This window comes from Streptomyces spectabilis, assembly GCF_008704795.1.
GTDB lineage: Bacteria > Actinomycetota > Actinomycetes > Streptomycetales > Streptomycetaceae > Streptomyces > Streptomyces spectabilis.
Genome location: NZ_CP023690.1, coordinates 8,600,482 through 8,626,656 on the forward strand (window position 1 = coordinate 8,600,482; position 26,175 = coordinate 8,626,656).

The window sequence follows — 26,175 nt, forward strand, 5'->3', positions numbered from 1 at the left end:
ACTGAACCTGACTCAAATCCCCCGTGCTTGGAACGGCCCCAAGGCACATACACGGCGGGCGAGTTCCCGCGCGCCGAGAAGATTCAGCGCGGCTCACACCCTTGGAACGACTTGGTGGTACCTTTACATAATCGCGTGTACACCACAAGGGGGTTGCCCATGTCTTTGGCACATGCCGAGGGCGGTGCCGCGTTACTCCGACTCGCCGTCAGGGCCGCACACCGGGCCGGTGAGCTGCTGCTCGAAGGGGCCGCGGCGGGGCCGCCCGAGGTACGGACCAAGTCGTCGGCCAAGGACCTGGTGACTGCCTTCGACCGCGGGAGCGAGGCGTGCGTCGTCGAGATCCTCACCGCGGCCCGGCCCGACGACGGCATCCTGGGGGAGGAGGGCGGCGAGCGCCCGGGCGGCTCCGGCGTGCGCTGGGTGATCGACCCCCTGGACGGCACGGCGAACTTCGTCAGCGGGTATCCGGCGTTCGTCGTGTCCATCGCCGCCGAGCGCGCGGGGCGCACCGAGGTGGGGGTCGTGTACGACCCCTCCCGCCGGGAGACGTTCACCGCGATCCGCGGCCGGGGAGCCGCCCGTGACGGCCTGCCGCTGACCGTGTCCGGCGCCGAGCGGCTCGAACAGGCCCTGGTCTCCACGGGATTCAGCAGCGACCCGGCGACCCGCGACCGCCAGGCGGCCCTCGCCGCCCGCGTGGTGGCCCGCGTGCGGGACATCCGCAGCAGCGGCTCCGCCGCCCTCGACCTGTGCTGGGTCGCGGCCGGCCGCCTCGACGCCTACTACGAATCCGGTACGCGCCTGTGGGACCGCGCGGCCGGAGCGCTGATCGCCGAGGAGGCCGGGGCCTGGGTCGGCGGCGCGGACGGGCGGCCGCCCTGCGACGCGATGACGATCGCGTGCGCCCCGAAGACGGCGGACGCGCTGCGCGCCCTGGTGGGCCATGCCTGACCCGGTGGAGAGCCCGGCCTCCGACGCCCTGCTGCCACCGGGCCCGGACCCGGGCGCCGAGCGGGCCGCGCGGCGCGGATTCCGGCTGCTCGTCGGCTCGCACCTGCTCAACGAGACCGGGGCGGCGGCGACGCTCGTCGTCCTGCCGCTGACCGCGGTGCTCGCCCTGGACGCCTCGGCCTGGCAGACCGCCCTGATCGAAAGCGCCTACTTCTGTGCCTACTTGGTGCTCGGCCTCCCCGCGGGCGCACTGGTCGAGCGGGCGCGCCCGCGCCGCGTCATGATCGGCGCCGACGCGGTCCGCTGTGTGGCGCTCGCCTCGCTGCCGCTCGCCTGGGCGGCCGACGGCCTCTCCCTGCCGATGGTCTACGCGGTGGCGCTGCTGCTCGGCTGCGCGCAGCTGTTCGGCGACATCGCCGACCACAGCTATCTGCCGCGCCTGGTCCGCGAGGAGCAGCTCGTGCAGGGCAACAGCACGCTCCAACTCATCAGGTCCGGCGCCGAGTTGGGCGGGCCGGGACTCGGCGGCCTCTCCGTGCAGTGGCTCGGCGCGTACTGGGCGCTCGCGGCGAACGCCGTGGGCTCGGCCGTCTCCGCGGTGCTCCTGTGGCGGATCAAGGTGCCCGAGCCCGAGCCGCCCGCGCTCGCGCACGGCCTGGCCCGGCAGACCTGGGAAGGTCTTTCCTTCGTGCGCCGCCAGCCGGTCCTGCGCATGCTCGCGGTCTCCGCCAGTCTGAACAACCTCGTCTTCTCCGCCGCCTTCGCGCTCGACGTGGTGTTCCTGAGCAAGGTCGTCGGCGTCCCGGCCGGGCTCGTCGGAGTGCTCCTCGCGTCGGGAGCGGTGGGCGCGCTCGCCGGGGCCTGGCTGACGCCGCGGCTCGCCCGCCGCTTCGGCGACGCCCGCACGGCGACGCTCGCGGTGCCCGTCGCCGCCCCGTTCCTGCTGCTCGCGCCGCTGACCCAGGACGACTGGCGGGTGCTGCTCTTCGCCCTCGCCCACCTCGCCATCAGCGTCGGCGTCACCGTCTTCAACATCCTCCAGGTCACCTACCGGCAGCGGGTGTGCCCGGCGGACCTGCTCAGCCGCGTGTCGGCGATCTTCCGCTTCGCGGTGTGGGGTGCCGCGCCCCTGGGGGCCCTCGCGGGCGGCGCCCTCGCGGCACACCTCGGGGTCCGCCCCGCGCTGTGGACGCTCGCCGTCGCCCTGCTCGCCGTCGCGCCGCTGCTGCTCTGCTCCCCGCTGCGCCGGACGCGGGACTTCGACGTCAACTTCCCCACCGTGCCCACTAGTTGCTAGCGTGGAGCTATGCAGAATCTTCCTGAAAAGTTCGATGAAACACGCCTATGGGAAGCTTTGAGGGGATTTGGTGTGTCCCCGTCGCGTGTCACCTACGCCCCCGTCGGATTCGGGGACTACCACTGGACGGTGACCGACGAGGACGGCCGGCCGTGGTTCGCCACCGTCTCCGACCTGGAGCACAAGGAGCACTGCGGGCAGGGGGCACAGGCCGCGCTGAAGGGGCTCCGACAGGCCATGGACACGGCGCTGGCCCTGCGCGACCGTGACGGACTGCGGTTCGTCGTGGCACCGGTGGCCGCCACCGACGGCGGCGGTCCAGTACTGCCCCTGGACGCCCGGTACGCGCTCACGGTGTTCCCCCATGTCCCGGGCCGCACAGGGGAGTTCGGGCAGCGCCTGACGGAGGCCGAGCGGGACCGGCTGCTCGCCCTGCTCGCGGAGCTGCACGGCCGGACGCCCCCGGAGACCACACCGCCCGCCGACATGGAGCCCCCGGGCCTTCCCGGCGTGCGCGCGGCCCTGGCCGAGTCGGAAGGGCCCTGGTCGGGCGGCCCGTTCGCCGAGCCCGCGCGGCTGCTGCTGCGCGAGCACGAGGCGACGCTCCACGCGCGCCTCGCCGAGTTCGAGGCCCTCGTCGCGCGCGTGAAGGGCCGGGGCGCGCCGCTCGTCGTCACGCACGGCGAGCCGCATCCGGGCAACCTCATCCTGGGTGAGGAGGGCTATCTCCTGGTGGACTGGGACACGGTGGGCCTCGCCCCGGCCGAGCGCGACCTCTCCCTGATCTCGGACGACCCGGCGGACCTCGCCCGCTACGCCGAGCTGACCGGCCGCACCCCGGACCCGGACGCCCTCGCGCTCTACCGGCTGCGCTGGAGCCTGCTGGACGTGGCCGAGTTCGTGGAGTGGTTCCGCGCCGAGCACCAGCGCACGCAGGACACCGAGTCCGCGTGGAAGGGCTTCACGGACACGCTGGGGCAACTGGCGGCGGGCGGATCCGCAGCCTAGCCCGGTCGGCCCGATGCGTAAGGTGTACGGGCGGCCGGTGTTCGAGCCGTGAGAACGGACGAAACAGGAGACAGGCAGATGAGTCGCACCCCGGGCGCCCCGGAACCGGCGGAGACGACGGAGGCGTTCGAGCGGTTCGTCGAGCTGCTCGCGGCCGGTCCGGTCGGGCCGGAGCACCCGGCGGCCCCGGGCGGGCCCGGTCTTCCGTCGTGGCTGGCGCAGCTGGCCGCGGCCCTGTTCCACGGCCAGGACGAGCAGGCGGCGCGGCGCTGGGCCCTGCGGGTGCACACCGCGCTCGGCCGCCTCGGCGGACCCGTGCCGTTCGACGTCGTGCACGACTGGCACGCCCGCGCCGTGGCGCCGCTCCTCGCGGAGGTGAGCGCCCGGCGCGGCGGCGACGGCGCCGCCCCGGACGCCGTACGGCGCCTGCACGAGCGGGCCCTGGCGGGGGAGCGGGCGACGGAGGCGGAGTGGACCGAGGCCCTCGGCCCCGCCCTCACCCAGGTCTACGGCCACGCCTACGCGTACGCCGACGCCTACGCCACGGCCTCCGTCAACGCGCGCGCGTACGCGATGGACAACGACTACGGCGAGGAGAAGGCCGCCGAGTTCGCCGCCATGTACGCGAAGCTCAACACCGACGCCAACGCCCGCTCCTACGCCGACGCCAACGCCCTGGCGAACACGCGCGCGCTGGCGGCCGCCTTCGCCCGTGCCGACGAGCGGGCGTTCGCCGAGGCGTATCCGTTCGCGTACGTCCACGTCTACGCGCTCGCCGACGCCGAGCGCGCGGAGCCGGCCGGGCGGGACGAGCGGTACCGGGCGGCGTGCGCGCGGCTCGCGGACGGGCTCGCCGAGGCCCTGGACCGCGCCGCCGGGTGAGCCCGCGTACGCGAGTGGGGGTGGAGGCCGTCGCGGCCTCCACCCCCACTCGCGTACGTCAGGCCGTGGGCCGGTGGCCCGCGATGGCCACGCGCTGGGCGTAGCGCGAGTGCGGGAAGTAGTCCCAGATCGCGTGGTGCTGCACACAGCGGTTGTCCCAGAACACCAGCGTGTTCGGGGTCCAGCGGACGCGGCAGCTCAGCAGCGCGGTGTTGGTGATCTGCTTGACGAGCATGTCGATGATCGCCCGGCTCTCGCCCTTGGAGAGCTGCTCGATGTGCGAGACGTAGATGCCGTTGATGAAGAGCAGCTTGCGGCCCGTGTCGGGGTGGCGGGCCACCACGGGGTGCACGTTCACCGGCACGTCGTACTCGGGCGGCGGCGTGGCGCCCTCCCAGGCGAGCAGGCCGTTGTGGACCGCGGTCATCGGGTCCAGGAGTTCCTTCATCGCGGGCGACAGCATCTCGTAGGCGAGGTGCATGTTGGAGAACATGGTGTCGCCGCCGCTGCCGATCTCCGGGGTGCGCGTGACGTACAGCATCGAGCCGAGCGACGGCTTCAGGTCGGCGGTGCCGTCGGCGTGCCAGCCGTGGCCCGCGACGTTCCGGGAGTCCTTGTCGGCGCTGATCTCCAGGATGTGCGGGTCCGAGCCCTCGGGGGCGAGCGCCACCGGGTGCAGCTCGCCGAAGTGCCGGGCGAAGCGCTTGTGCTGCTCGCCGTCGATCACCTGGTCGCGGAAGACGAGCACGTGGTGGCGGAGGAACGCCCGCTTGACCTCGGCGGCCTGCTCGTCCGTGAGCTCCTTGGACAGGTCGAGTCCGGACACCTCGGCGCCGATCACCGGGGTCAGCGCGTCGACCGTGATGTGGTCGTAGACCTCGGGCGGCCGGGTGGTGATGGCCTCGATGGCGTCGAGCGCGAACTGTTCCATGGTCGTGTCCTCCTGCGGTTCGGATGAGTGGGTGGGGCCGGTGGTGGCGGCCCGGGGGCGGCCGGTCAGAGGCCGAGGGCGAGCAGCTCGGCCAGGATCAGCCGGCCGAAGCCGAGACTGCCGTGGATCGCGTCGGTGGCCTCGCTGAACTCCGGGCGCTGGACGCCCGCCGCGTCCGTGACGCGGGCGCGCAGGTCCACGACCTCGACGCCGAGTTCGACGAGCGCGCGGCGCATGACGTCCTGGGCCGCCATGAAGACCACCGGGTCGGACATGCCGGGCACCCGCTGCGGCGGCATCGCGGAGACCACGCGCAGCCCCAGGCCGCGGGCGTGGCCGTAGAAGGCCAGGGCGTCGCGGACCGTGGCGCGGACGAGGTCGTCGAAGAGGCGGCTCTCCAGGAAGCCCGGCACGAAGCCGCCGCCGACGCGGTAGACGTCCCAGTTCGCCGTCGTCGCGACGAAGTGCGCGCTGAAGCCGAACGTGCAGACCAGCGGCACGGTGAGGGCGTCGAGACCGTCCACGCCGAGCTCGTCGAGGAAGCCCCGGTAGAGCGCGTCGGTCTCGGGCTTGCGGAACACGACGTCGTGCCCGCGCCGGTCGAAGAACTCCGCGTTGAACTCGCGCCCGGCGCCCACGGGCCCGCCGCTGAAGGGGATCCCGGCCGCCTTGGCGGCCCGGCCGATCACCCCCGCGTGCGAGTCGCCGAGCAGCAGGAACCGGGCCGTCGCGGCGTCAGTGGGAGTTGTAGTAGTCGAGTACGGCGTCATCGCACCAGAAGTCCTCTCCGCTGGTCGGGGTGGTGGGCCGGTCGGCGGACGGCCGCCGCTCCTGCGGGCGCGGGGCCTGGGAGAGGGCGTCGAAGAACCGGCCCATGACGAAGTCGACGCCCTCCGGCGTGACGGTGCGCAGATTCGGCTCGAAGAACCCGGCCTTGAAGGGGGCGCCGGTGACGATCTCGTACGACGGGAAGTAGTCGACGTGGTCGAGCTCCTGCGCCAGCTGCCCGGCCACCGCGCGCAGGACGGACTTGGAGTACGTGGTGGCGGTGAGCGCGTGGCCGCCCGTCGCGGTCGCCGTCAGCGGGACCGGGGACACCGTCAGGAGCACCCGAAGGCCCGGATTGACGGCGCGGGCGAGCGCCACGGCGGCGGACAGATCCCGGTGCACCTCGGCGAAGGTGAAGTTGTGGAACGCGTGCCGCTCGGCGTCGAAGGTGCCGCGCACGGTGCCCGGGCAGACCGGGTGGACCGTGCCGTCGACGCGGTCCAGCCACGCCTCCGTCAGACCGAGCGTGAAGACGAGGCAGTCCGCATCGGCGACCGCGCCCCGGATCGCCGTCAGGGTGCGCTCCCGCGCCCCGGCGAGATCCTCGGGCGAGGCGTACCCCTCGGGCTCGACGGCCGGGCGGAACGGGTCGAAGAAGCGGCCCTCGTCCTGCCACACCTCCTGCGGCGGCGCGCTCTCGCCGAACGCCCACGACAGCCACTGCCGCAGCGTGGCGGCGGTGTAGATGTTGCCGGTGCGGAACGAGAACGCGCCGTAGTGACGGGCCTCCCGCTCGGCCGGGGTCAGGCCGGGCGGGGCCGGTTCGGCGTCGCGCCAGTTCATGCCGCGCTCCAGGAGGGCGCGGCCGATGTGCCGGGCGAAGCACGACCCGGCGGTGAGGATCACGTCGTCATGGCCGAGGGCGAACTTGGGCGTCCACAGGCCGGTGATGTCGCGCGGGTCGGGCTCGGCCACGGCGGTGCGCCAGAAGGAGCGCGGCGGCAGCGATTGATAGGGGTTCATGAGGGTCCTTCGATGGTGCGGCGGGCGGTGTCAGCGGGCCCCGGGGACCGGCGCCGACGTGGCGTTGACGGTGTCGGCCACCGCCCGCACCCGAGGTGCCCGGACGATGTCGTAGTGCGTGGTGTCGAGCGGGTGGCACTCCTGGAGGGCGGCAAGACGCTCCCGCCACAGCCGCTCCTGACGGTCGGGGGCGCCGAGCGCGGGCAGCCCTGCCACCGGCCGCGTCGCGAGCCACAGCCAGCTGGGCGTGGCCGCGAGCGCGGGCGGCTCGTGCTCCGCCATGCCCGCGATGTTGGCCCGGCAGCAGCGCGCGAGGCGCTCCGCGTACGCGGCCGCCCCCGCGCTCGCGGTGCCTTCGCCCTGGTTCAGCTCGTGGGCGAAGACCGCCTCCAGGCGGGTGTCGTCGTATGCCCGGAAGTGCGGCCCGGCGTCCGGCGGCGGCGGGTCGAGCAGATAGAGCCCCGCGGCCGGACGCCCCGCCGCCTCCGCCTCGGCGGCCATGGCCTGGGCCACCCAGGCCCCGAAGGACCAGCCCGCGAGCCGCCACCGCCACGTGCCGTGCGGGAACCGCGCCTGGAGCGCGGCGTGGTACCGGCGGGCCCGCTCGGTGAGGGACCAGCCGGGCGGCTCGGCGGCGCGGAGCGCGGGGTCGGCGATCAGACACACCGTGAGACGGGGGTCGAGGGCCGACACCAGGGCACGGTACGCCTGGATGTCGCCGCCGACTGGGTGCACCAGGCACACCACCTCGTCGCCCGTGCCCTCCTGCCAGACCTCCAGGGCGACCGGGTCCGCGGCGGCGGGCGCGACCTCGCCGAGGTGCGTGAGCACCTCGTTGAGGCTCACCCGGTGGCTGAGCCGGGACAGCTCGATGTCGACCCCGAAGCGCTCCTCCACCTCGGCGATCAGATCGATCAGCGTCAGCGAGTCGGCGCCGTGGTCGTACAGCGAGGCGTCCGGGTCGAGGTCGTCCAGGCCGAGCGCGTCCCGCAGCCACCCGGCGAGTTCACCGGTGCGGGAGGCGGCGGACCCGGCGGCCGCCGCCGCGTCCTGCCGCACGGGGGCAGCCGAGTCGGCAGGCGGCGCGTAGAAGTCGCGCACCCGCTCGATGTCCGTCGTGGAGACGAGGAGCTGCGGCAGTTGGAGGCGCAGCGCCCGCTCGAACAGCCGCTGTCCCTCCTTCACCGCGAGGCCGAACGCGAGGTGGGCCTGGTGCCGGGCGTCCGAGCGCAGCGCGTCGCGCGCCATGCCGACCTCGCTCCAGATGTCCCAGTCGATGACGGTCCGCAGCGTGCTCTCGTCCGCGCCGGAGCGGTACCGGGCGAAGCCGTCGAGCAGACCGCCGGACGCGGCGTAGTCGAACTGGCCGATGCCGCCGAACAGCGCCGCCATGGACGAGCAGTACACGGCGAACTCCGGCCGGTGGCGCTCGATCAGGCGCTCCACGAGCAGCGCGCCGCCCAGCTTGGCCGCCGTCGCCCAGCGCATCGCGTCGCCGTCGCGCCGGGCGATCAGACCGCCGCCCGCCGCACCGGCGGCGTGCACCACGCCGTCGACCCGGCCGGCGTGCCGTTCGATCCGGGCCAGCACGTCGTCGGCCGCGTCCGCGGCCAGATCCGCCGCGACCAGGTCCACGCGGTCCGCCCACTGCGCCAGGTCGGCCGGGAGCCGCCCGCTCCGGGACAGCAGGACCACGCGGCAGTCGGCGTGCGTGAGGAGCCAGGCCGCGAGGGCGCAGCCGATGCCGCCCGTGCCGCCCAGGACCACGTAGGTGGCCCCCGCCGTCACCGGCAGCGCGGCGGGCGCGGCCAGGGCGGGCGCGGGCACCGGAAGCAGCGCCTGCCGCCACCAGTAGCCCTGCCGCAGCGCGAGCCGCCGCGGCAGCTCGGCCGAGGCGTCCGCCTCCGACAGCAGGCCCACGACCGCGACCGCCCAGTCGGCAGGCGCGGCGGAGTGCAGATCGAGCCAGCGGCCGTCGATGCCGGACTCCTGCGGCACGACCTCGCCGGGGCCCGCGAGGAGCCCCAACTCGGGCCGGTGCACGTCCCCGTCGACGGGCTGGGCGCCGTACGACAGCCACCAGGGCCGAAGCCGCAGCGACCCGGCCGCCTGGACTAGCGCGGCCGGAGTGTCCAGACAGGCCCACCGGGCGCGCTCCAGGCTCGCCTCGCCGACCGGTCCTTCGACGGTGAGGGGCAGCGCGTGCAGCCAGTCGATCCCGGCCCCGGCCGCGTCGCCCAGGGCGTCGAAGAGCTCCCGCAGCGAGTCGGCGTCGGCGGGGTCCACCGCGTACACGCCGTCCGCGACGCGGGCGAAGGCATCGGCCGCCTCGACCCGCACCACCCGCTCGTACGCCGCGTCGAAGACGCGCAGCACCTCGGACGGCAGCGGCCCTGCGGTCATGACCACGAGGAGGCGGGGCACACCGGGCCCGGCAGCGCGGGCGGCGCGCGTGAGGCGCGTCCACTGCGGCTGGTGCAGCCAGTCGGCCTCGGGCAGCCGCTGCGGCCCGGCGGTGGCCGCCCGGGGTTCCGCGGCGCGCTCGAAGTCGTACGTGTCGAGGCGGAAGACGGGCGGCGGGAAGTCCCACGGCGCCTGCGCGGGGCCCTCGGGCCAGCCCACGGTCCGGCCGGACAGCCAGGCGTCGGCCAGTTCGGCGGCCGTGCGGCCCCCGGTGAGGCAGGGCTCGTCGTCCGGGGTCACCTCGACGCCGGAGACCGTGCGCAGCCACGCGACCGCCGCGGTCACGTCGGCGTGGACGGCGGCGGCCCGCCAGCGGCGCGGTGTGCGGCCCGCCTGGAGGTGGCGCAGCACCTGGTCGTACGCCTCGGGCCGCGCCTCCAGGTAGGAGGCGAGGCGTCCGGCGTCGGCCCGCAGGCCCTCCGCGCTGCTGCTGGAGAGCAACAGGCAGGGCACGACGGGGTGTTCGGCGGGCTCCTTGGCCTCGGCGGCTTCGAGCACCAGGTGCGCGTTCGTGCCGCCGATGCCGAAGCTGCTGACCGCCGCGACCCGGGGCCGGGCGTCGGGCCAGGGGAGCGCCCGCGTCGGCACGTAGAAGGGCGCGATGTCGGGGCCGAGCTTCGGATTGAGCTGGTGGAAGTCGACGTTGGGCGGGATCACCCCGTGGTGCACCGCGAGCGCGGCCCGCACCAGGCCGACCACGCCCGCGGCGGCGCCCAGATGCCCGATCTGGCTCTTCACCGACGTCAGCGCGCACCGGTCGGCCCCGTCCAGGCCGAAGGCCTGCCGCAGCGCGCCGACCTCGACCGGGTCGCCGAGCTGGGTGCCGGTGCCGTGGGCCTCGACATAGCCCAGGTCGGCGCTGGTGCGGCCGCTGCGGCGCAGCGCGGTGCGGATCACCTCGCGCTGGCCCGGCAGCGACGGGGCGCTGTAACTGAGCTTGCCCGCCCCGTCGTTGTTGAGCGCCGAACCGGTGATCACCGCGTACACGGTGTCGCCGTCGCGCTCGGCGAGCCGCAGCGGCTTGAGCACGACCACGCCGACGCCGCTGGCGCCGATGGTGCCGCTGGCGTCGTCGCTGAACGGGCGGCAGTGGCCGTCCTTGGAGAAGATGTGCTGCGGCCGGTAGCGGTAGCCGTCCGTCAGGAGCGTGTCGACGAGCACGCCGCCCGCCAGCATCACGTCGGCATCGCCCTGGCGCAGCAGCCCGGCCGCCACGTGCACGGCCACGAGCGAACTCGCGCACGCCGCCTGGACGGTGAAGGCGGGGCCCGTCAGGTCGAGGTGGTAGGCGACCTTGGTGGTGAGGAAGTCCTTGTCGTGGTGGAGGGCCATCTGGAAGCTGTCCGGCAGCCGCTCAGGGTCGGCCTCGCGCACCAGGGACTGGTGGTACGTGTTCTCGCCGCACCCGGCGACGATGCCGACGCGCCGCCCCGCGGGGTCGGCGATCCCGGCGTGTGCCAGGGCCTGCACGGAGCTCATCAGGAGATGGCGCTGCTGCGGGTCCATCAGCCGCGCCTCCTGGCGGCTGATGCCGAAGTGCTCCGGGTCGAAGCCGAGGAGCCCCGACATCTGGCTGCGGGCGCCCACAAGGCCTTCGGCGGCCTCGAAGTGCTCCATGCCGCGGCCCCCGGACCGGACCAGGTCCCAGAACGCGGCCAGGTCGTCGGCGCCGGGCAGCCGCACCGCCATGCCGATCACGGCGATCGGCTCGTCGGCCAGGCCATCGGCCCCGGGCGCCGCGGGCACGGTCGTGCCCGCGGCCGCGTCGGCGGACCCCTGGTCGAGGAAGCGGGCCAGGCCGCGGATCGTGACGTGCTCGAACAGATCGGGAATGGTGAAGTCGAGACCCGGCTCGGCGCCGCAGCGCAGATGGAAGCGCATCAGGTCCAGGCTCGTCGCACCGGCGTCGAAGAACCGCTGCTCGGGCCCGACGGGGCGGCCGAGCACGGCTTCGAACAGCTCGGTGAGCCGGGCCTCGCGCGCCGACAGGACCGGCGCGGCCCCGCCCCGCGGCCGCAGCTCGTCGCCGGGCGCGGTCAGCGCCGCGCGGCGGTCCAGCTTGCCGCTCGGCGTGAGCGGGAGGCGCGCGAGCCGCCGGAACCGGTCGATGCGTACGTACGCCGGCAGGAGCGGCGCCAGATGGCGCGTCAGGTCCTCCGGTGCCGGGGCCTGCCCGGGGCACTCCAGGCACGCCACGAGCCGGGCGTCGCCGTCCCGGGTCACCACCGCGCCCGTGACGTCGGGGTGGCGCAGGAGCGCCGCCTCGACCTGGCCCAGTTCGAGGCGGTGGCCGCTCAGCTTGATCTGCTGGTCGTCGCGGCCCAGGTAGTGCAGGAGGCCGTCGTGGTCGAAGCGGGCTACGTCGCCGGTGCGGTAGAAGGTGCCGAGTCCCGGCAGCTCCACGAAGCGCTCGGCGTTGAGGGCCGGTGCGTCGAGGTAGCAGGGGACCACCATCGGCCCGCCGACGAGCAGTCGGCCGGGGCAGCCCGGCGGCACGGCCTGGTCGGCCTCGTCGACCACGCGCAGCCAGGAACCCGCCACGGGCGTGCCGATGGCGGGACGCTCCGGCCAGTGCGCCGGGTCGCCCTCCAGGCACAAGGCGCTCACGACGTGCGTCTCGCTCGGCCCGTAGTGGTTGAACAGGCGCGCCCCGGGCAGCCCGGCGAACCAGGCGCGGATCGCGTCGGTGCACAGCAGCTGCTCGCCCGCCGTGATCACCTCGCGCAGGCGCGCGGGGTAGCGGCCGAGCCGCACCCCGTGCTCGGCGAGGACCTGGAGGGCCACGTACGGCAGGAAGAGCCGTTCGATCCCCGCGGATTCGAGCTGGTCGAGGAGTGCGGGCGCGTCCTGGCGCAAGCCGGGGCGCACCAGGTGCAGCGTGCCGCCTGCGCACAGGGTGCTGTAGATCTCCTGGAAGGAGACGTCGAACGACAGCATGGAGAACTGCTGCGTCGCGGCGGGCGCGGTGAGACCGCCGGACGTGCGCTGCCACTGGAGCAGGTTGCACATCGTGAGGTCGGGCACCTGGACGCCCTTGGGGGTGCCGGTGGAGCCGGAGGTGAACAGCGTGTAGAGCGGCCGTGCCCCGTCGTGCGGCGGGAGCTGGGCCACCTCGTCCACGGAAGCGGTGGACAGCGCGACCACATGGCGCGGCAGGCAGTCCGGGGCGACCGCGGCGAGGGCCGCCTCGTCGCCGGGCGTGACGAGCACGCACAGCGGCTCCACCTGCTCCAGGATCTGCCGCAGCAGGCCGGGCGGGTACGTCGGGTCGAGCGGCACCGCGGTCAGGTTGAGCCGGGCGAGCGCGAGGAGCGCCACCACGTGCTCGACGGACGGCTGGAAGTACAGCGCGACGTGGCAGGGCTCGCCCGGGGCCACCGGGTGCCGCTCGCTCAGCTCGGCCGCGAGTTCCGCCGCGTGCGCTTCGAGTTCGGCGTACGTCACGGTGCGGTCCCCGGCGGCCAGCGCCGGCGCGTCGGGCGTGCGCCGCGCCTGCCGGGCGAAGCCTTCGGCGACGGTGGTGAACGGCAGCGGCTCCGCGGTGGAGCGGCCCGGCTCGGGCAGGGCGCGGCGGTAGGGCGCGACCAGCTCGGCCAGGGTGCCGTCGGCGCCGTCGGCCAGCTGGTCGAGGGCGCGCCGGAACAGCTCGTCCAGGGCCGCCGCCTGAGCGGTGTCGAAGTGCGCGGTGTCGTACTCCCACAGGCAGTCGAAGCCGGTGCCGCGCTCGATGACCGACAGCGTCAGCGGGCACTTCGCCCGGTCCGGGACCGGCCACTGGGGGCGGGTCGCGCAGCCGGGCAGCGCGAACGCGTCGAAGTCGGTGTTCTCCAGGACGAACAGGAAGTCGAACGGAGCGTCGCCCGCACCCGCTCCCCGGTCGGCCAGGGCGTCGGCGAGGGCCACGTCCTGCCGGTCGAGGACGGCACGCGCCGCGGCGCCGTGCCGCCGCAGCTGGGTGCGCAGCCGTTCGCCCGGCGCCAGGTCGAGGGGCAGCAGGACGGTGTTGGCGAACATGCCGACGCTGGCCTCGAAGTCCTGCACCGGCCGGTTGGCCACGGGGCCCGCGATCCGGGGCCGGGTACGGCCCGTCACCGCGTACAGGCTCCACGCGTACACCCCGAGGAGGAGCTGGAAACGGGTGAGGCCGAGCTCGGCGCAGAGCCGGTCGAGCGCGGCACGGCGGTCCGCGTCGAGCGTGGTGTGCAGCAGCCCCGCGCGGCCCGCGGCACGGACCGGCTCCAGCGGCGCGTCGTCCGGCGCGGCGTCGGCGGACGCGTCGTAGTGCGCGCGCAGTTCGACGCGCTGCGTCCGGTAGGCGTCGCGGGAGAACCACTCGCTCTGCCAGGCGGCGTAGTCGAGCGGGGTCGGCGCGGGCCGCGCCGTTCGCAGCGGCTCTTCGCCGTCGTGCGCGTAGTCGGCCGACAGCTCGCGGAAGAGCACGTTGAGGGACCAGCCGTCGACCGCGATGTGGTGCAGGAGCAGCAGCAGTTCGCCGCCGTCGGGCCGGGGCAGCCAGCAGGCGCGGAAGAGCCCGGGGTGCGCCAGGTCGAAGGGGGCGGCGAGGAACCGCTCGGTGAAAGCGCGGCGGCCCTCCTCGCCGCGCAGCGCCTCCGCGTCGGGCTCCGCCCACGGGTCGTACGGCTCGGCCACCGCCTGCCGCACGCCCTCGGGCGTGGCCTCGAAGGCGGTGCGCAGCGCCGGATGCCGCTCGACGAGGCGGCGCAGGGCACGCCGCAGCGCGCCGGTGTCCACCGCGCCGTCCACGTGGAAGACCATCGGCACGTGGTACGCACGGGACGCGGGGTCGCGCTGGTGCAGGAGCCACAGCCGCTGCTGCTCGGAGGTCGCGGGGGCGGAGCGCGCCCCGGCCGGGGCGGGTGCCGCCGGGTAGGGCGAGCCGCCGGTGCCGTCCGCGCCGCCGCCCGCCTCGACGGCGGCGGCGAGGTCGGCGAAGTTCCCGTGCAGGACCAGGGCCTGGGGCAGCTCGCAGCCCCAGCGGCGGCGCGCCTCGAAGCGCAGGCGCAGCGCCTTCAGGGAGTCGCCGCCGCACGCGATCCAGCGGTCGGCCAGGCGCAGTCCGGTGCGGCCGAGGACCTCGCCCGCCAGGTCGAGCACCTCGCGCTGCCGGGCGGTGACGGTCTCGGCGGCGCCGGGCTCCTCAGGGCGCCGCCAGGGCGCGTCGGGGCGCCCGAGCAGCGCGGCCTTGTCCACCTTGCCGTTCGCGTTGAGCGGCAGCGCGTCGACCAGGTAGGCGCGGTGCGGCCGCATGTACGCGGGCAGGCTCGCCGCCAGGTGCGCCTCGAAGTCGTCGTACGCGAGGTCGGCGCCGAGGACCAGATAGGCGAGCAGTTCGTTGACGCCGCTCGCGTCGCGGCGGGTGCACACATAGGCCTGGCGCACCGCGGGGTGCGCCACGATCTGCCGCTCCAGCTCGCCCGGTTCGACGCGGAAGCCGCGGACCTTGACCTGGCGGTCGGCGCGCTCCACGTAGGCGATGTCGCCCGCGTCGTCCAGGCGCACCAGGTCGCCGGTGCGGTAGTGGCGCCGGGAGCCGTCCTCGTGCCAGGGCAGCGTGACGAAGCGGCGCTCGGTCTCCTCGGGGAGGTTGCGGTAGCCCGCGGCGAGCGCCTCGCCCGCCAGATACAGCTCGGCCACCTCGCCGGGCGCGGCGGCGCGGCTGCCGTCGGCCGCCACGAGGAGCGTCCCGGTGCCGGGAAGGGCGCGCCCGATCGGCACCACGTCGCCGTCGAAGTCGCGCGGGATGGGGTGGCACAGCGCGAAGGTGGTGGCCTCGGTGGGGCCGTACACGTTGTGCAGCCGCGTGCCGCTGTTGGCGTTGTCGCGGTACCAGCGGCGGATGAGGCGCGCGTTGAGCTGCTCGCCGCCGGTGAGGACCTGGCCGACGGAGGAGAAGCAGTGCGGCACCTCGTTCACGACGGCGTTGAACAGCGCCACCGTGATGAACACGATGTCGACGCGCAGCCGCTCCAGGGCCGCCGCGAGGGCCTCGGGGTCCTGGACCGTCTCGTCGCCGAGGATCACACAGCGGCCGCCGGTGAGCAGCGGCACCCACACCTCGAAGCTGATCGCGTCGAAGGCGGGGTTGGACATGCAGGCGAAGCCGTCGCCCTCGCGGGTTTCGACGTAGCCGGGCCGGGCCAGGCGCAGGACGCCCGCGTCCCGCACCTCGACGCCCTTGGGCTGTCCGGTGGTGCCGGAGGTGTAGAAGACGAACGAGACCGGCGCGGCGGGCGCGATCTCCTGCGGCGCGTCCCGGCCGCCGTCGAGGAGCGCGGCCACCGGCAGCGGCAGCACCGCGTCGGGCAGCGCGTCGGGTGCCGCGGCGCCGTGGACCACGGCCACACAGGCCGAGTCGGTCAGGATGTGGCGGCGCCGGTCGGCCGGGCTCTGGGCGTCGAGCGGGACGACCGTCGCGCCCGCGCGCAGCGCGCCGAGCATGGCGCAGACCAGCTCCCAGGAGCGCGGCAGACAGACCGCGACCGCCTGGCCGGGGCGTACGCCGTGGTGCCGCAGCGCGGCGGCGACGGCGGCACTCGCCGTGTCGAGCTCTCCGTAGGTGTGGGACCGCTCCCTTGCGACGACCGCGACGGCGTCGGGGTGGCGGCGGGCCCGGTCGAGCACCGACCGGGCGAGCGCGGGGGCCGGGGACGGCACCTGTGCGGCGATGGTCATTCCGCCTCCCGCGCCGGAGCGGACTCGGTGAACCGCGCCTCACCGGACCCGGCGAAGCGGGCCAGTTCCGACTCGATCCGCGCGGCCACCCGAAGGACCTCGTCGGACTCCAGCATCTCCCAGTGGTCGCACGCCACCGGCTCCACCTCGAAGTCGCCGTCGGCGCGGCACCGCCAGAAGTCCCTGATGTCGGCGAGGAACTGCTCCGTCGCGTCCTCGGTCGCCTGCATGAAGACGGTCCGGGCCCCGGTCGGCAGCGGGTCGTAGACGCCCGCGGTGGTGCGGTTGTGGTTGTAGATGTGGAAGTACTGCTCGATCTGCCGGTCGTCGATGCCGGGGTACATGCCGTTGAACTTCACCAGCTTGTCGCGGAACTCGGCCATGTCGACGGTGGCGATGTTGGCGCGCTGCTCCGCGTTGCCCGCGCCCTGGGCGTCGAGCAGCACCACGCTGACGTCCCGGTGGCCCGCGGCGGCGAGGCGGCGGCCCATCTCGTGGACGACGAGACCGCCGTAGGACAGGCCCGTGAGGATCAGCGGCCCGCCGGACAGCGGCTCGATGAGCTCCAGATAGGCCTCGGCCATGGCCTCGACCGTGGGCAGGAAGGTCTCTCCGGGATTCACGCCCAGGGACTGGACGCCGTGCACGCCGATGTGCTCCGGCAGGGCCTTGGCCAGCGAGAGGTAGCAGAAGGCGGTGCCGCCCGCCGGGTGGACGCAGACGACGTGCGCGTCGCCGTCGCCCGGGCGGAACTGCAGCAGGTTGCTCGGCGGCGCTCCGGACGCGCCGCGGCGCAGCCTGCCGCCCAGCTCCTCGATGGTCGGGTGCAGCATGACCTCACGGACCAGGAGGGTCTCGCCGAAGGCCTCGCGGATGGCGTGCACCAGCTTGATGGCGGAGATGGAGGTGCCGCCGATGTCGAAGAAGCTGTCGCGGATGCCGATGTCCGGCTGCAACAGCAGGCCCCGCCATATCTGATAGAGCGTCAGCTCGATGTGGTCGCGCGGGCTCGCCAGGTTGACCTGGGCGGGCCGGTCGGCGCGGGCCCGCTCCAGGAGCGCCGCCCGGTCGAGCTTGCCGTTCTGGGTCTGCGGCAGGCGCGGCACCTCGACGAAGATGCCCGGGATCATATGGGCCGGGAGGCGTCGGGCCAGGGCCGCGCGCCACTCGGCGGCCGGGCGCGGCGCGGCGTCGCCCACGCCCACGGCGGCCACCAGCTGCGGCTCGCCCGCGCCGTCGCGGTCGGCGATGACGGCAGCCTCGGACACGCCGGGCTGGTCGAGCAGCGTCGCCTCGATCTCGCCCAGCTCGATGCGGAAGCCGCGCACCTTGACCTGGTGGTCGCGGCGCCCGGCGTACAGGAGGTCGCCCTCGGGCAGCCAGCGGACCAGGTCGCCGCTGCGGTACATGCGCGCGCCAGGCACGAACGGGTCGGCCACGAACCGCTCGGCGGTCAGGTCGGGGCGGCCCAGATAGCCGCGCGCCATGCCCGCCCCCGCGATGTACAGCTCGCCCACCACGCCGACCGGCACCGGCCTGAGCCGCTCGTCGAGCACGTACGCGCGGGTGTTGGCCACCGGCGGGCCGATCGGGGCCTGGCGCTCCAGCGGCTTGGGGGTGAGGTACGCGGTGCAGTACAGGGCGGTCTCGGTCGGACCGTAGCCGTTGAGGATGTGCAGGCCCGGCAGGACCTGGGTCATGCGGTGCAGGCTGTCCTCGGGCAGCGGCTCCAGGCCGGTGTGGATGTAGCGCAGGGACAGGCCCGCCAGGCGCTCCTCGGGGGCCTCGCAGATCCACTTGACGTAGGCGGGCGGAAGCAGCGCCTCCACGATGCGGTGCTCGCGCATCCAGCCCAGGAGGGCCTCGGGGTCGTCGCGCACCTCCTTGGGCACCAGCTGGAGGACGCCGCCCGAGGTGAGCGGAAGCAGCAGTTCCTGCACCGAGGCGTCGAAGGCGAAGCTCGGCCACATCGCCGAGGCCTGGCCCGGCGTCGCCTCGAACTGCGTCAGCCAGTAGTCCAGGAGGTTGAGGATGCCCCGGTGCGTCGCGGCCACGCCCTTGGGGCGGCCGGTGGAGCCGGAGGTGTAGATCACGTACGCCAGGTCGTCCGGGCGGAAGCCCCGGCCGGGCGCGTCGTCCCGCTGTCCCTCGGCCTCGACGGCGGTCAGCTGCTGCCAGGCGTCGTCCGGCGGCGCGGCGTCGTTGCTCAGGACGAGCAGGGCCCCGGCGTCCGCCACCATGCCCGCGAGACGCTCCGCGGGCAGCGCGGGGTCGAGCGGCAGATACGCGCCGCCCGCCTTCAGGACGCCCAGGATGCCCACGAGCAGGTCCACCGACAGATGGGTGTGCAGGCCGACGACGCGGTCGGTGCCGATGCCGCGCGCGATCAGGGCGTGGGCGAGCCGGTTGGCGCGCCGCTCCAGGGTGGCGTAGTCGAGCGCGTCGTCGCCGTGGACGACGGCGGTCTGGCCGGGCAGCTCCCGCGCCCTGGCCTCGAAGCGCTCCACCAGACCGGCGGGTGAGACCGCGCGGGCGGTGTCGTTGAAGTCCACGAGGACCTGGCGGCGGGCCTTGTCGTCGAGCAGGGTCACGTCGGCGACCCGCGTGTCGGGACCCGCGGCGAGCTGTGCCAGGACGTGCCGCAGCTGGCGGCCGTACCGCTCGGCCGTCCCGGCGTCGAACAGGGCGGTGGCGTAGACGAGCGTGCCCGTGAGCCGGCCGCCCTCCTCCGCGAGGGACAGGGCCAGGTCGAACTCGGCGACCGGGTACGGCGAGGCGAGCGGCGTCGCCTCCAGGCCCGGCAGCGCCCACGACGGCTCCTCGTCGCCGCGCCAGGCGAACGTCACCTGGAACAGCGGTGTGTGGGCGAGGCTGCGGACCGGCTTGACGAGCTCGACGACCTGCTCGAACGGCAGGTCCTGGTGGTTCTGTGCTGACAACGTTGCCGTGCGGACGCGGTCGAGGAGCCCGGCCACCGTGAGGTCGTCGGACACGTCGATCCGCAGCGCCAGGGAGTGGGCGAAGCAGCCGACGAGCCCTTCGAGTTCGGGGCCGCGGCCCGCGGAGGGCGTGCCGATCACCACGTCGGACTGGCCGGCGGCGCGCGCGACCACCAGGGCCCACGCGGCCAGGACCGTCATGGACGGCGTCGCGCCGGCGCGCCCGCCGAGGTCCTTGAGCGCGGCCGTCAGGTCCTCGTCGAAGGAGAGGCGCACGCGCCCGCCGCGGTGGTCCTGCTCGGCCGGGCGCGGCCGGTCGGTCGGCAGCTCGAGGATCGCCGGGGCGTCCGCGAGGGTCTGCCGCCAGTAGGCGCTCTGCCGGGCCGCGCCCCCGTCGGGCGAGGGGTCGGCCAGCCACTGCCGCTGCCGGGCGGCGTGGTCGGCGTACTGCGCGGGCAGCGGCGGCAGCGGGTCGGGCGCGCCCTCGCGGAAGGCCGCGTACAGCGCGCCGACCTCACGGGTCAGCACGCCCATGGACCAGTCGTCGGCCACGATGCGGTGCACCGTGAGCAGCAGGACGTGCCGGTCGGCGCCGAGGGTCACCAGACGGCCGCGGACCAGGGGCCCGCGCGCCAGGTCGAACGGGGCGGCGGCCTCCTCCCGGCGCACGCGCGCGAGTTCGGCCTCGGCGTCCGGCCGGCCGGTCAGGTCGTCGGCGGTGAGGGGCAGGCCCGCGCCGGGCGGGTCGATCTGCTGGACGGCCGCGCCCGCGACGGCCACGAGACGGGTGCGCAGCACCTCGTGGCGGGCGACGAGCGCGTCCAGGGCCCGGCTCAGCGCCTCCCGGTCCAGGACGCCCCGCAGCTCCACCGCCGTGGGCAGGTGGTACGCCTCGCTCGCGCCCGGCATTTGCGACAGGAACCACAGCCGTTGCTGTGCGGAGGACGCCACGAGGGGGGCATCGCGGTCCGCGGTCGGGAGGGTGACGGAAAGGGGGATGTCGCGGTTCGCGGACAAAGCTGACTCTTCCACTCTGCGGGTGGGTTATTCACGGTGGTGAGGGGAGTGGTGACGGAAAGGCGCGGAGCTATTACTCAGCGGGGTCGGCCGAGTATCCCGACAGTTCCGAATTTGCAATCGGATCCATAATGCGTCGGGCCTTTGGACCCAAGGGGCGCTGATCGTAAGCGAATTCATTGCCGCGCGGGCTCGACGTGCCGTCTGACCTGCTGTGCGGCCTGTATACCTCCGGACAGGTGGGGAGCCGTCAACGGGATGATCGATCAGCCCTTGAGGGTCTGTCAATATGGCTGCGCCTGTCCTGCCCGGCCGCAAACGAGCGGTATGGGAAAGGTCATAGACTTAGGCTCGGGTATTGCCTGGAGGGGCCGGTTCCGGGCAGATTGGGCCGACCCCTCCGTGCTAGGGGCACCGATCGGACGCCGCCCCCGGTGGACCCGTGGGCGCCAACCGCCGTGACAGGACCTGTTCTTCGGTCAGACGGCGCCTCGGCGGCCGGGCGGCGGTGCCTCGGTCCGCGCCGCCCGCCGCAGCTGCTCGGCGAGGGCCGCCGTCGCGGGGGCCGCGGACCGGTCCCCGACGCCCCACGCCAGCAGGAGCCTCCGGCGCGACCAGGCGTCCTGCAGCGCGCACACCTCCAGCCCCGTGTGCGGGTCGAGGGCGCGGCGCGGCACGACGGCGAGCCCCACCCCGGCGGCCACCAGGGAGACGAGGGTGCTCAGCCCGGCGACGCTCGTGCGGTAGCGCACCACCGGGGCGTGCGGGCCGAGGTGCCGCTCGATCCAGCGGCGCAGCGAGGACTCGGCGTCGAGCCCCACGAGCGGGTGCTCGGCGACCTCGCTGTAGGCCAGCGCCGTCCGCCCGGCGAGGATCCCGCCCTCCTGCCCGATCACCACGAGCGAGTCGTCCCCGAGGGGTTCCAGGACGAGCCCGCTGTCGTGGGCCTCGTCGTCGACGACGACCCCGAGGTCCGCCTCACCGTCGGCGAGCATCCGCACCGTCCGCGGGGTCCGGCTCTCGGACACCGTGACGTCGGTGTCCGGGTGTTCGCGCAGGAACGTCACGAGTGCCCGCGGCACGAGCCCGTGCATCGCGGAGCCGCCGCTCAGCAGCGTCACGGGAGCGGCGGGGGAGCGGGTGTAGCTGGCGACGGCGCTCTCCAGGCGTGCCGTGTGCGTCAGGACGTCCCGGGCATGTCGGGCGAGGGCCGTGCCCGCCGGTGTCGGCCGCACCCCTCGCCGCCCCCGGATCAGCAGCGCCACCCCCGCGTGCCGCTCCAGGGAGCGCACCCGGGCGCTGGCCGACGGCAGGCTGAGATGCATCCGGCGCGCGCCCGCCGTGATCGACCCCTCCGTCACGATGTGCAGAAAGAGCCGGAGGTCGTCCAAGTCGTAACGCACCCCCGTGAGCCTATGGCACAGGCTGAGGCACAGTGTGTCGATTACGCATTGTGGGGCCGCCCTCCGCCGCGTGATGCTCGGCGGGTGTCCGAGATCCTGTTGGCCCTCATCGCCGGTGTCGCCGCCGGCACGCTGAACGCCCTCGGCGGCGGTGGCACGTTCGTGGCACTGCCCGCGCTCGTCGCGGTCGGCGTGCCGCCCGTGACGGCGAACGCGTCGTCGACCGTCGCGCTCCTGCCCGGCACCATGGCGAGCGCCTGGGTGTACCGCCGCGACGTCACGCCGGTGGGGGAGACCTCCACGACGGCCCTCACCGTGGTCAGCGCCGTCGGCGGCGGCCTCGGCGCGGTCCTGCTCCTGGCCCTGCCCGCGGCCTCCTTCGACGCGGCGGTGCCGTGGCTGCTCGCCTTCGCCACGGCGGTCCTCGCCTTCGGCCGCCGCCTCGCGCGGGCGGTGAGCGACGCCACCGGGCGCCCGTTCGGCCTCGGCTCCACGGCCGTGCTCGGCGGTCAGTTCCTGCTCGCCCTGTACGGCGGATACTTCGGCGGAGCCGTAGGCATCATGATGATGGCCCTGTGGAGCGTCGGCCTCGGCCTCGACACCGCGGTCAGCAACCCCATGCGGACCGTCCAGATCGCGGCCATCTACCTCACCGCGGCCGTGCTGTTCCTCGTCGCGTCGGACGCCCTGAACACGCCCTGGCTCCTCGTCGCCATGCTCACCGGCGCGGTGACGGGCGGCTTCACGGGCGCCCACGTCGCCCGCCGGCTGTCCGCGCGGGTCCTGAGAGGCGTCATCCTCACCACCGCCGTCACCATGACGGTCCTGTACTCCGTCCGCAGCTGGGGCTGAGCGCGGCCCCGGTGTCCGGCGGCCTGCCCGGCGGCGCGGACGGACGCTAGCGGGACCGCCGCGCCAGAGCCGTCAGCGCCCGCTGCCCGCCCCGCACGGCCAGCGCGTGGTTGACGCGGAAGACCGGGCGCGCCAGCGGCATCCAGCGCCGGAGTGCGGCCTTGCGGACGGTCACGTACTGGGTGAGCGTGGCGACGCAGCCGTGGTGCCCGTCGGGGGCCACGACCCAGCGGACGCTGCCCGAGATGTCCCCGTCGAGCGCCGCCTCCAGGACGTGCGCGACCGGGTCCTCCGCCACCGCCGTCAGCGTGGCCCGCAGCGCGTAGGGGAGCGCCGACCTGATCACGACCTCGCACTCCCGCTCCCCGGTGCGCCGCACGGAGCGGAAGGCGGGCCACCACGCCGGGTAGTTCCCCACGTCGGCGAGTTTCGCGTACACGGTGTCCGGCGCGAGCGGCGCGCGCCAGGTCCCGGAGAGACGGATGTCGTGGCGGTTCACGCGGTTCTCCCTGTCGGCAGCGGGGCGGAGGGCGGGGGCAGGTGGTCGCGGGTCCTGGCGAAGAACGCGGCCGTGCCGAGCAGCCATATGGCGAGGAACCAGACGGGGCCGAGCAGCAGATGACCGTACGGAGTGACGGCGGGCGTGAAGCTCGCGGCGACCGCGACCTGGGTGGGGCCGTACCCGGGCAGGAGCTGGAGCCCGTCCTTGTCGGCTCCCGCGTTGCTCATCGGGTTCTGGAGCATGGTGTCGAGCAGGCTGGCCATGATGATGACGAAGAGCCCCGCGAGTTCGTTGCGCAGGAAGGCGCCGAGCAGGATGCCGATGCCGCCGTAGCTCACGGCGGCCGTGAACAGGCCGAGCGCGAGGAGCGCGGGCCGGACCGGGTCCCAGTACCAGCACACCACCGCGGTGGCGTACGCCGCGATGAGCGCGGAGGCGGCCGCCATCGCGACGACCTTGCTCAGCAGCAGACAGGAGCGGGGGTAGCCCGCGAGGGCGAGCCTGCGGTCGAAGGCGAGCGCCTTGAACGTCGTCATGAACATCATGAAGCCGACGATGAGCGTGACCGTGTTGACGGCCCCGGACACCATCGTCAGGTGGTTGCCGTTCACAGTCACGGTCCGCCCGGCCGCGCGCAGCAGGAAGCGGAGGCGGTCGGGGGTGACGAACCAGTGCTCGAGGGTCAGCCAGAGCGGGATGTAGCCGACGACGAGCACCAGGGCGAGCCGGTTGCGGGCGTGTTCGAGCAGCGCGAACCCGGCGCCCGTGCGGAAGGCCTCCCAGGTCCGGCTCACCGTGCCGCTCCCCGGACACCGGCCGGACGGCCCTCCCCGGCCCACGGGGTCGCCACGCCGTCGCGCAGCCGGTGCACGACGTCGAGGCGCCTGGCGTCCCAGGCCAGGTGCGACACGACGAGGACGCAGCGGCCTCGGTCGCGCAGCCGGGTCGCCACGTCCCAGAACCGCAGGTACGTCTCCCAGTCGAAGCCCTGGTACGGCTCGTCGAGCAGCAGCACCCGCGGGTCGTGCAGGAGCGCGAGGGCCAGGTTCAGCTTCTGCCGGGTGCCGCCGCTGAGGAGGCCCACGCGGGTGTGCCGGTACTCGGCGAAGTGCAGCTCGTCCAGGAGTTCCTCGGCGCGCCCCGGCCCGTCGAGGCGGTACGCCGTCCGGAACCAGCGCAGGTGCTGGTCGACGGTGAGCGCCTCGTTGAGCACCGCCTCCTGCGGGCAGTACCCCAGGGAGCCGCGGCGCTCCACCTCGCCCGCGTCGGCGGCGAGCTGCCCGCACAGGATGCGCAGGAGCGTGCTCTTGCCCGAGCCGTTCTCGCCCACGACGCCCGCCAGGGTGCCCGGTTCGAGGCCGAACGAGACCCCTCTCAGGACGCGGCGCGAGCGGTAGGCCTTGTGCACGTCGCGCACGCGCAGGGCGTACGGGGCGGTCGGCACGGCGATCTCCTCCTGCGGGGGTGGGGGCGGGCCGGGGCGCACGTCGTCGGCGGGCGGCGCGGGGCGCGAGCTGTGCGGTGGCCCCGCGCGCCGGCCTCAGCGCCTGCGGCGGGACAGGCAGTCGACGAGGGAACTCCACTCCTGCCGCACCGCGCCGGGCAGTTCCACCGCGTCGAGCGCGGCGAGGGCCGACGCCACGTGGCGGGCGGCAGCCGCCTCGGCGTGCTCCCGGCTGCCCAGGGCTCCGAGACGGCGCATGACCTCGGGCACGCGGTCCTGGGGCAGCGGCACCGAGTCGAGCAGCTCCGCGACCCCGCGGCCGTCGGCGGACTCCACCGCCGCGGCCAGGACGAGCGGCAGCGTCTTCTTGCCGCGGACCAGATCCGTGCCGACGGGCTTTCCGGTGAGCGCGCTGTCGCCCCACAGGCCGAGCACGTCGTCCAGGATCTGGAACGCCACGCCGAGGTCGCTGCCCGCCTCGCGCAGGGCGCGCACCACCGGCGGCGGCGCGTCGGCGAGCACGGCGCCGAGGGCCGCCGCGCAGCCGAAGAGCGCTCCGGTCTTGCCGCGCGCCATGCGCGCGTACCGGCTCGCGGACACCTCGCGCAGAGCCCGCCGCTCCAGGGCGAGGTCCTCCGCCTGGCCCTCCACCATCTGCTCCACCGTGACGATGAGGTCCTCCATGGCGGCGCGGGCGCCCGGCGCCTGCGCGCGGAAGACGGTGGCGACGGCCTGGACGACGAGGGCGTCACCGGCAAGCACCGCGGCGCCGGTGCCGAACCGGGCCCACGCCGCGAGCCTGCCGCGCCGCTCGGTGTCGCCGTCCATGATGTCGTCGTGCAACAGGGAGAGCTGGTGCACCAGTTCCACGGCCGTACCGGCGACGGCGGCGAGCCGCTCAGGGGCTCCGACGGAGCGCACCGAGAGCAGCGCGAGCGCCGCGCGCACCCGCTTGGCCACGTGCCGCACCGCGGTCGGGGCCGCGTCGGCGTCCCACCCCAGGTGGTACCGGCAGACGGCGGCCATCGACGGGTGCAGCCGGTCCACGGCCACCCGCAGCGGCGGATCGACGAGCGCCGTCCCGCGGCGCAGGAGCTCCTCACCGTCCGCACCGGCACCGGCCGTGCGCGGTCGGCCGGTGCCGTACAACGACGTGTCTGTCATGGATCTCCGCCCGTCCGTCGTCCCTCACCGGTCTGAAGCCCCTCCGGTCGCCTAACGACGGTGGAGATCACTGGTTGTGACGGTTCGCGCTACGGAGTGACGGTCCGGCGGGAGCGGGCACGACGGCGTGCCTACGGGGCGACGGCTGGCGTAGGCGGAACGTAGGCGCACGGGTCGCGCGGAGGGTTCCGCGCGCCAAAGGGCGGGGCGTCCCCCGTCGTTCCGGCGGCGGAATCGGATTCGAACTGCGGCCGGGCCCCGCGGCGCGTCTCGGCCGGGGCCCGGCGGCCTGCGGGACGCGGTTCGCGGCGCGGCACGCGTCCCGGGCGCGCGGGCACCGCTGGGCAGCCGACCGGCCGGGTCCGTGCACGCAGGGGGCGAGTGGCCCGAAGTGCGCGCGGCCGCAGCCGGAATCGCTCGAATGCTCCCGCCCCGTGCGGGCCCGGAGCGCGCGGTTTTTCCCAACATCCTGTCGGCTCGTTCGTGCCGCGAGGGGCTTTCCGCGGTCCCGGCGTGCCTGGAAACTGTGCGCCCGGCGCTTGCCATCGGCAGGCGCACCGGCGGCGGAAGAACGGCGGACGAGGTCATGGTCGGAGATCTGAGGTCCCTCGCGGGCGAGCCCGAGGCGGCCGGCGCACGGCTCGCGGCGGACGGCGAAGAGGGGCGGAAGCGGATCCTCATCGAGCTCACCGAAGAGCAACGGGAGGCGCTGCGCGCCCAGTTGGAGCTGTACGGCGACGAGGCGAGCGAGCTCGTCCTGCTCGCGGGCGGCACCGAACTAGGGACGTTCGGCGTCCGGGCCCGGCCCCGCCCGTACTGATCCGGAGCCCGCACG

Annotated in this window: 16 protein-coding genes; 6 read left to right on the plus strand and 10 right to left on the minus strand. The window is 74.7% G+C overall.

The genetic code is table 11. The features are described from left to right. The first annotated feature begins 159 nt into the window (after positions 1-159). The 4 genes from CP982_RS36640 (at position 160) to CP982_RS36655 (ending at position 4,141) form a co-directional block, all read left to right on the plus strand. Complete coding sequence (locus CP982_RS36640) at positions 160-954, plus strand: inositol monophosphatase family protein (protein ID WP_150514413.1); 795 nt, start codon at positions 160-162, stop codon at positions 952-954. After that, positions 947-2,251, plus strand: coding sequence for an MFS transporter (locus CP982_RS36645; RefSeq protein WP_150514414.1), 1,305 nt, complete (start codon positions 947-949; stop codon positions 2,249-2,251). The genes CP982_RS36640 and CP982_RS36645 overlap by 8 nt, the downstream gene beginning before the upstream one ends. A gap of 72 nt (positions 2,252-2,323) precedes the next feature. Then, complete coding sequence (locus CP982_RS36650) at positions 2,324-3,259, plus strand: aminoglycoside phosphotransferase family protein (RefSeq protein ID WP_229879000.1); 936 nt, start codon at positions 2,324-2,326, stop codon at positions 3,257-3,259. Between the two features lie 78 nt (positions 3,260-3,337). Beyond that, positions 3,338-4,141 carry a SpcZ gene (locus CP982_RS36655; protein ID WP_150514416.1) on the plus strand — a complete coding sequence of 268 codons (804 nt, stop codon included), beginning with the start codon at positions 3,338-3,340 and terminating at the stop codon, positions 4,139-4,141. Between the two features lie 58 nt (positions 4,142-4,199). On the opposite strand, the gene CP982_RS36660 is transcribed toward CP982_RS36655, so the two are convergent. From CP982_RS36660 to CP982_RS36685, 6 genes are all read right to left on the minus strand, one after another. Further along, on the minus strand, positions 4,200-5,072 hold the full coding sequence (locus tag CP982_RS36660) for a TauD/TfdA dioxygenase family protein (RefSeq protein ID WP_144322327.1): 873 nt from the start codon (positions 5,070-5,072) through the stop codon (positions 4,200-4,202). Between the two features lie 65 nt (positions 5,073-5,137). Then, a complete protein-coding gene (locus tag CP982_RS36665; protein WP_184925378.1) occupies positions 5,138-5,842 on the minus strand; it encodes a hypothetical protein in 705 nt (234 codons plus the stop codon). Continuing rightward, a complete protein-coding gene (locus tag CP982_RS36670) occupies positions 5,808-6,863 on the minus strand; it encodes a GSCFA domain-containing protein (RefSeq protein WP_150514417.1) in 1,056 nt (351 codons plus the stop codon). Before CP982_RS36670 ends, CP982_RS36665 begins: the two co-directional genes overlap by 35 nt. 30 nt (positions 6,864-6,893) lie before the next feature. Beyond that, positions 6,894-16,019, minus strand: coding sequence for a non-ribosomal peptide synthetase (locus CP982_RS36675; protein ID WP_150514418.1), 9,126 nt, complete (start codon positions 16,017-16,019; stop codon positions 6,894-6,896). Then, positions 16,016-19,975, minus strand: coding sequence for a non-ribosomal peptide synthetase (locus CP982_RS36680; RefSeq protein ID WP_229879001.1), 3,960 nt, complete (start codon positions 19,973-19,975; stop codon positions 16,016-16,018). Before CP982_RS36680 ends, CP982_RS36675 begins: the two co-directional genes overlap by 4 nt. 479 nt (positions 19,976-20,454) lie before the next feature. Further along, positions 20,455-21,378: a LysR family transcriptional regulator gene (locus CP982_RS36685; protein WP_150514419.1), complete on the minus strand. Its 924-nt coding sequence runs from the start codon at positions 21,376-21,378 to the stop codon at positions 20,455-20,457. A gap of 84 nt (positions 21,379-21,462) precedes the next feature. Between CP982_RS36685 and CP982_RS36690 the strand changes: the two genes are divergently transcribed. Continuing rightward, positions 21,463-22,230 carry a sulfite exporter TauE/SafE family protein gene (locus CP982_RS36690; protein ID WP_150514420.1) on the plus strand — a complete coding sequence of 256 codons (768 nt, stop codon included), beginning with the start codon at positions 21,463-21,465 and terminating at the stop codon, positions 22,228-22,230. 46 nt (positions 22,231-22,276) lie between these two features. Here CP982_RS36690 and CP982_RS36695 read toward each other — a convergent pair whose 3' ends face one another. From CP982_RS36695 to CP982_RS36710, 4 genes are all read right to left on the minus strand, one after another. Then, positions 22,277-22,729 (minus strand): SRPBCC family protein, encoded by a 453-nt coding sequence (locus tag CP982_RS36695; RefSeq protein ID WP_170316569.1) that lies wholly within the window; start codon positions 22,727-22,729, stop codon positions 22,277-22,279. After that, the gene (locus CP982_RS36700) at positions 22,726-23,526 is read right to left on the minus strand and encodes an ABC transporter permease (RefSeq protein WP_150514422.1); all 801 of its coding nucleotides are present in this window, start codon (positions 23,524-23,526) and stop codon (positions 22,726-22,728) included. Before CP982_RS36700 ends, CP982_RS36695 begins: the two co-directional genes overlap by 4 nt. Next, positions 23,523-24,176, minus strand: coding sequence for an ABC transporter ATP-binding protein (locus CP982_RS36705; protein ID WP_150514423.1), 654 nt, complete (start codon positions 24,174-24,176; stop codon positions 23,523-23,525). The genes CP982_RS36700 and CP982_RS36705 overlap by 4 nt, the downstream gene beginning before the upstream one ends. Before the next feature lie 96 nt (positions 24,177-24,272). After that, positions 24,273-25,340 carry a polyprenyl synthetase family protein gene (locus CP982_RS36710; protein WP_150514424.1) on the minus strand — a complete coding sequence of 356 codons (1,068 nt, stop codon included), beginning with the start codon at positions 25,338-25,340 and terminating at the stop codon, positions 24,273-24,275. Between the two features lie 586 nt (positions 25,341-25,926). On the opposite strand from CP982_RS36710, the gene CP982_RS36715 reads away from it, so the two are divergent. After that, a complete protein-coding gene (locus CP982_RS36715; RefSeq protein ID WP_150514425.1) occupies positions 25,927-26,160 on the plus strand; it encodes a hypothetical protein in 234 nt (77 codons plus the stop codon). Positions 26,161-26,175: the final 15 nt, after the last annotated feature.

What these genes read in the sequence shown, in the direction of transcription:
- CP982_RS36640 (WP_150514413.1), top strand. Translation starts at nt 160, where the DNA reads ATGTCTTTGGCACATGCCGAGGGCGGTGCCGCGTTACTCCGACTCGCC.
- CP982_RS36645 (WP_150514414.1), top strand. Translation starts at nt 947, where the DNA reads ATGCCTGACCCGGTGGAGAGCCCGGCCTCCGACGCCCTGCTGCCACCG.
- CP982_RS36655 (WP_150514416.1), top strand. Translation starts at nt 3,338, where the DNA reads ATGAGTCGCACCCCGGGCGCCCCGGAACCGGCGGAGACGACGGAGGCG.
- CP982_RS36660 (WP_144322327.1), bottom strand. Translation starts at nt 5,072, where the DNA reads ATGGAACAGTTCGCGCTCGACGCCATCGAGGCCATCACCACCCGGCCG.
- CP982_RS36665 (WP_184925378.1), bottom strand. Translation starts at nt 5,842, where the DNA reads ATGACGCCGTACTCGACTACTACAACTCCCACTGACGCCGCGACGGCC.
- CP982_RS36670 (WP_150514417.1), bottom strand. Translation starts at nt 6,863, where the DNA reads ATGAACCCCTATCAATCGCTGCCGCCGCGCTCCTTCTGGCGCACCGCC.
- CP982_RS36675 (WP_150514418.1), bottom strand. Translation starts at nt 16,019, where the DNA reads ATGACCATCGCCGCACAGGTGCCGTCCCCGGCCCCCGCGCTCGCCCGG.
- CP982_RS36710 (WP_150514424.1), bottom strand. Translation starts at nt 25,340, where the DNA reads ATGACAGACACGTCGTTGTACGGCACCGGCCGACCGCGCACGGCCGGT.
- CP982_RS36715 (WP_150514425.1), top strand. Translation starts at nt 25,927, where the DNA reads ATGGTCGGAGATCTGAGGTCCCTCGCGGGCGAGCCCGAGGCGGCCGGC.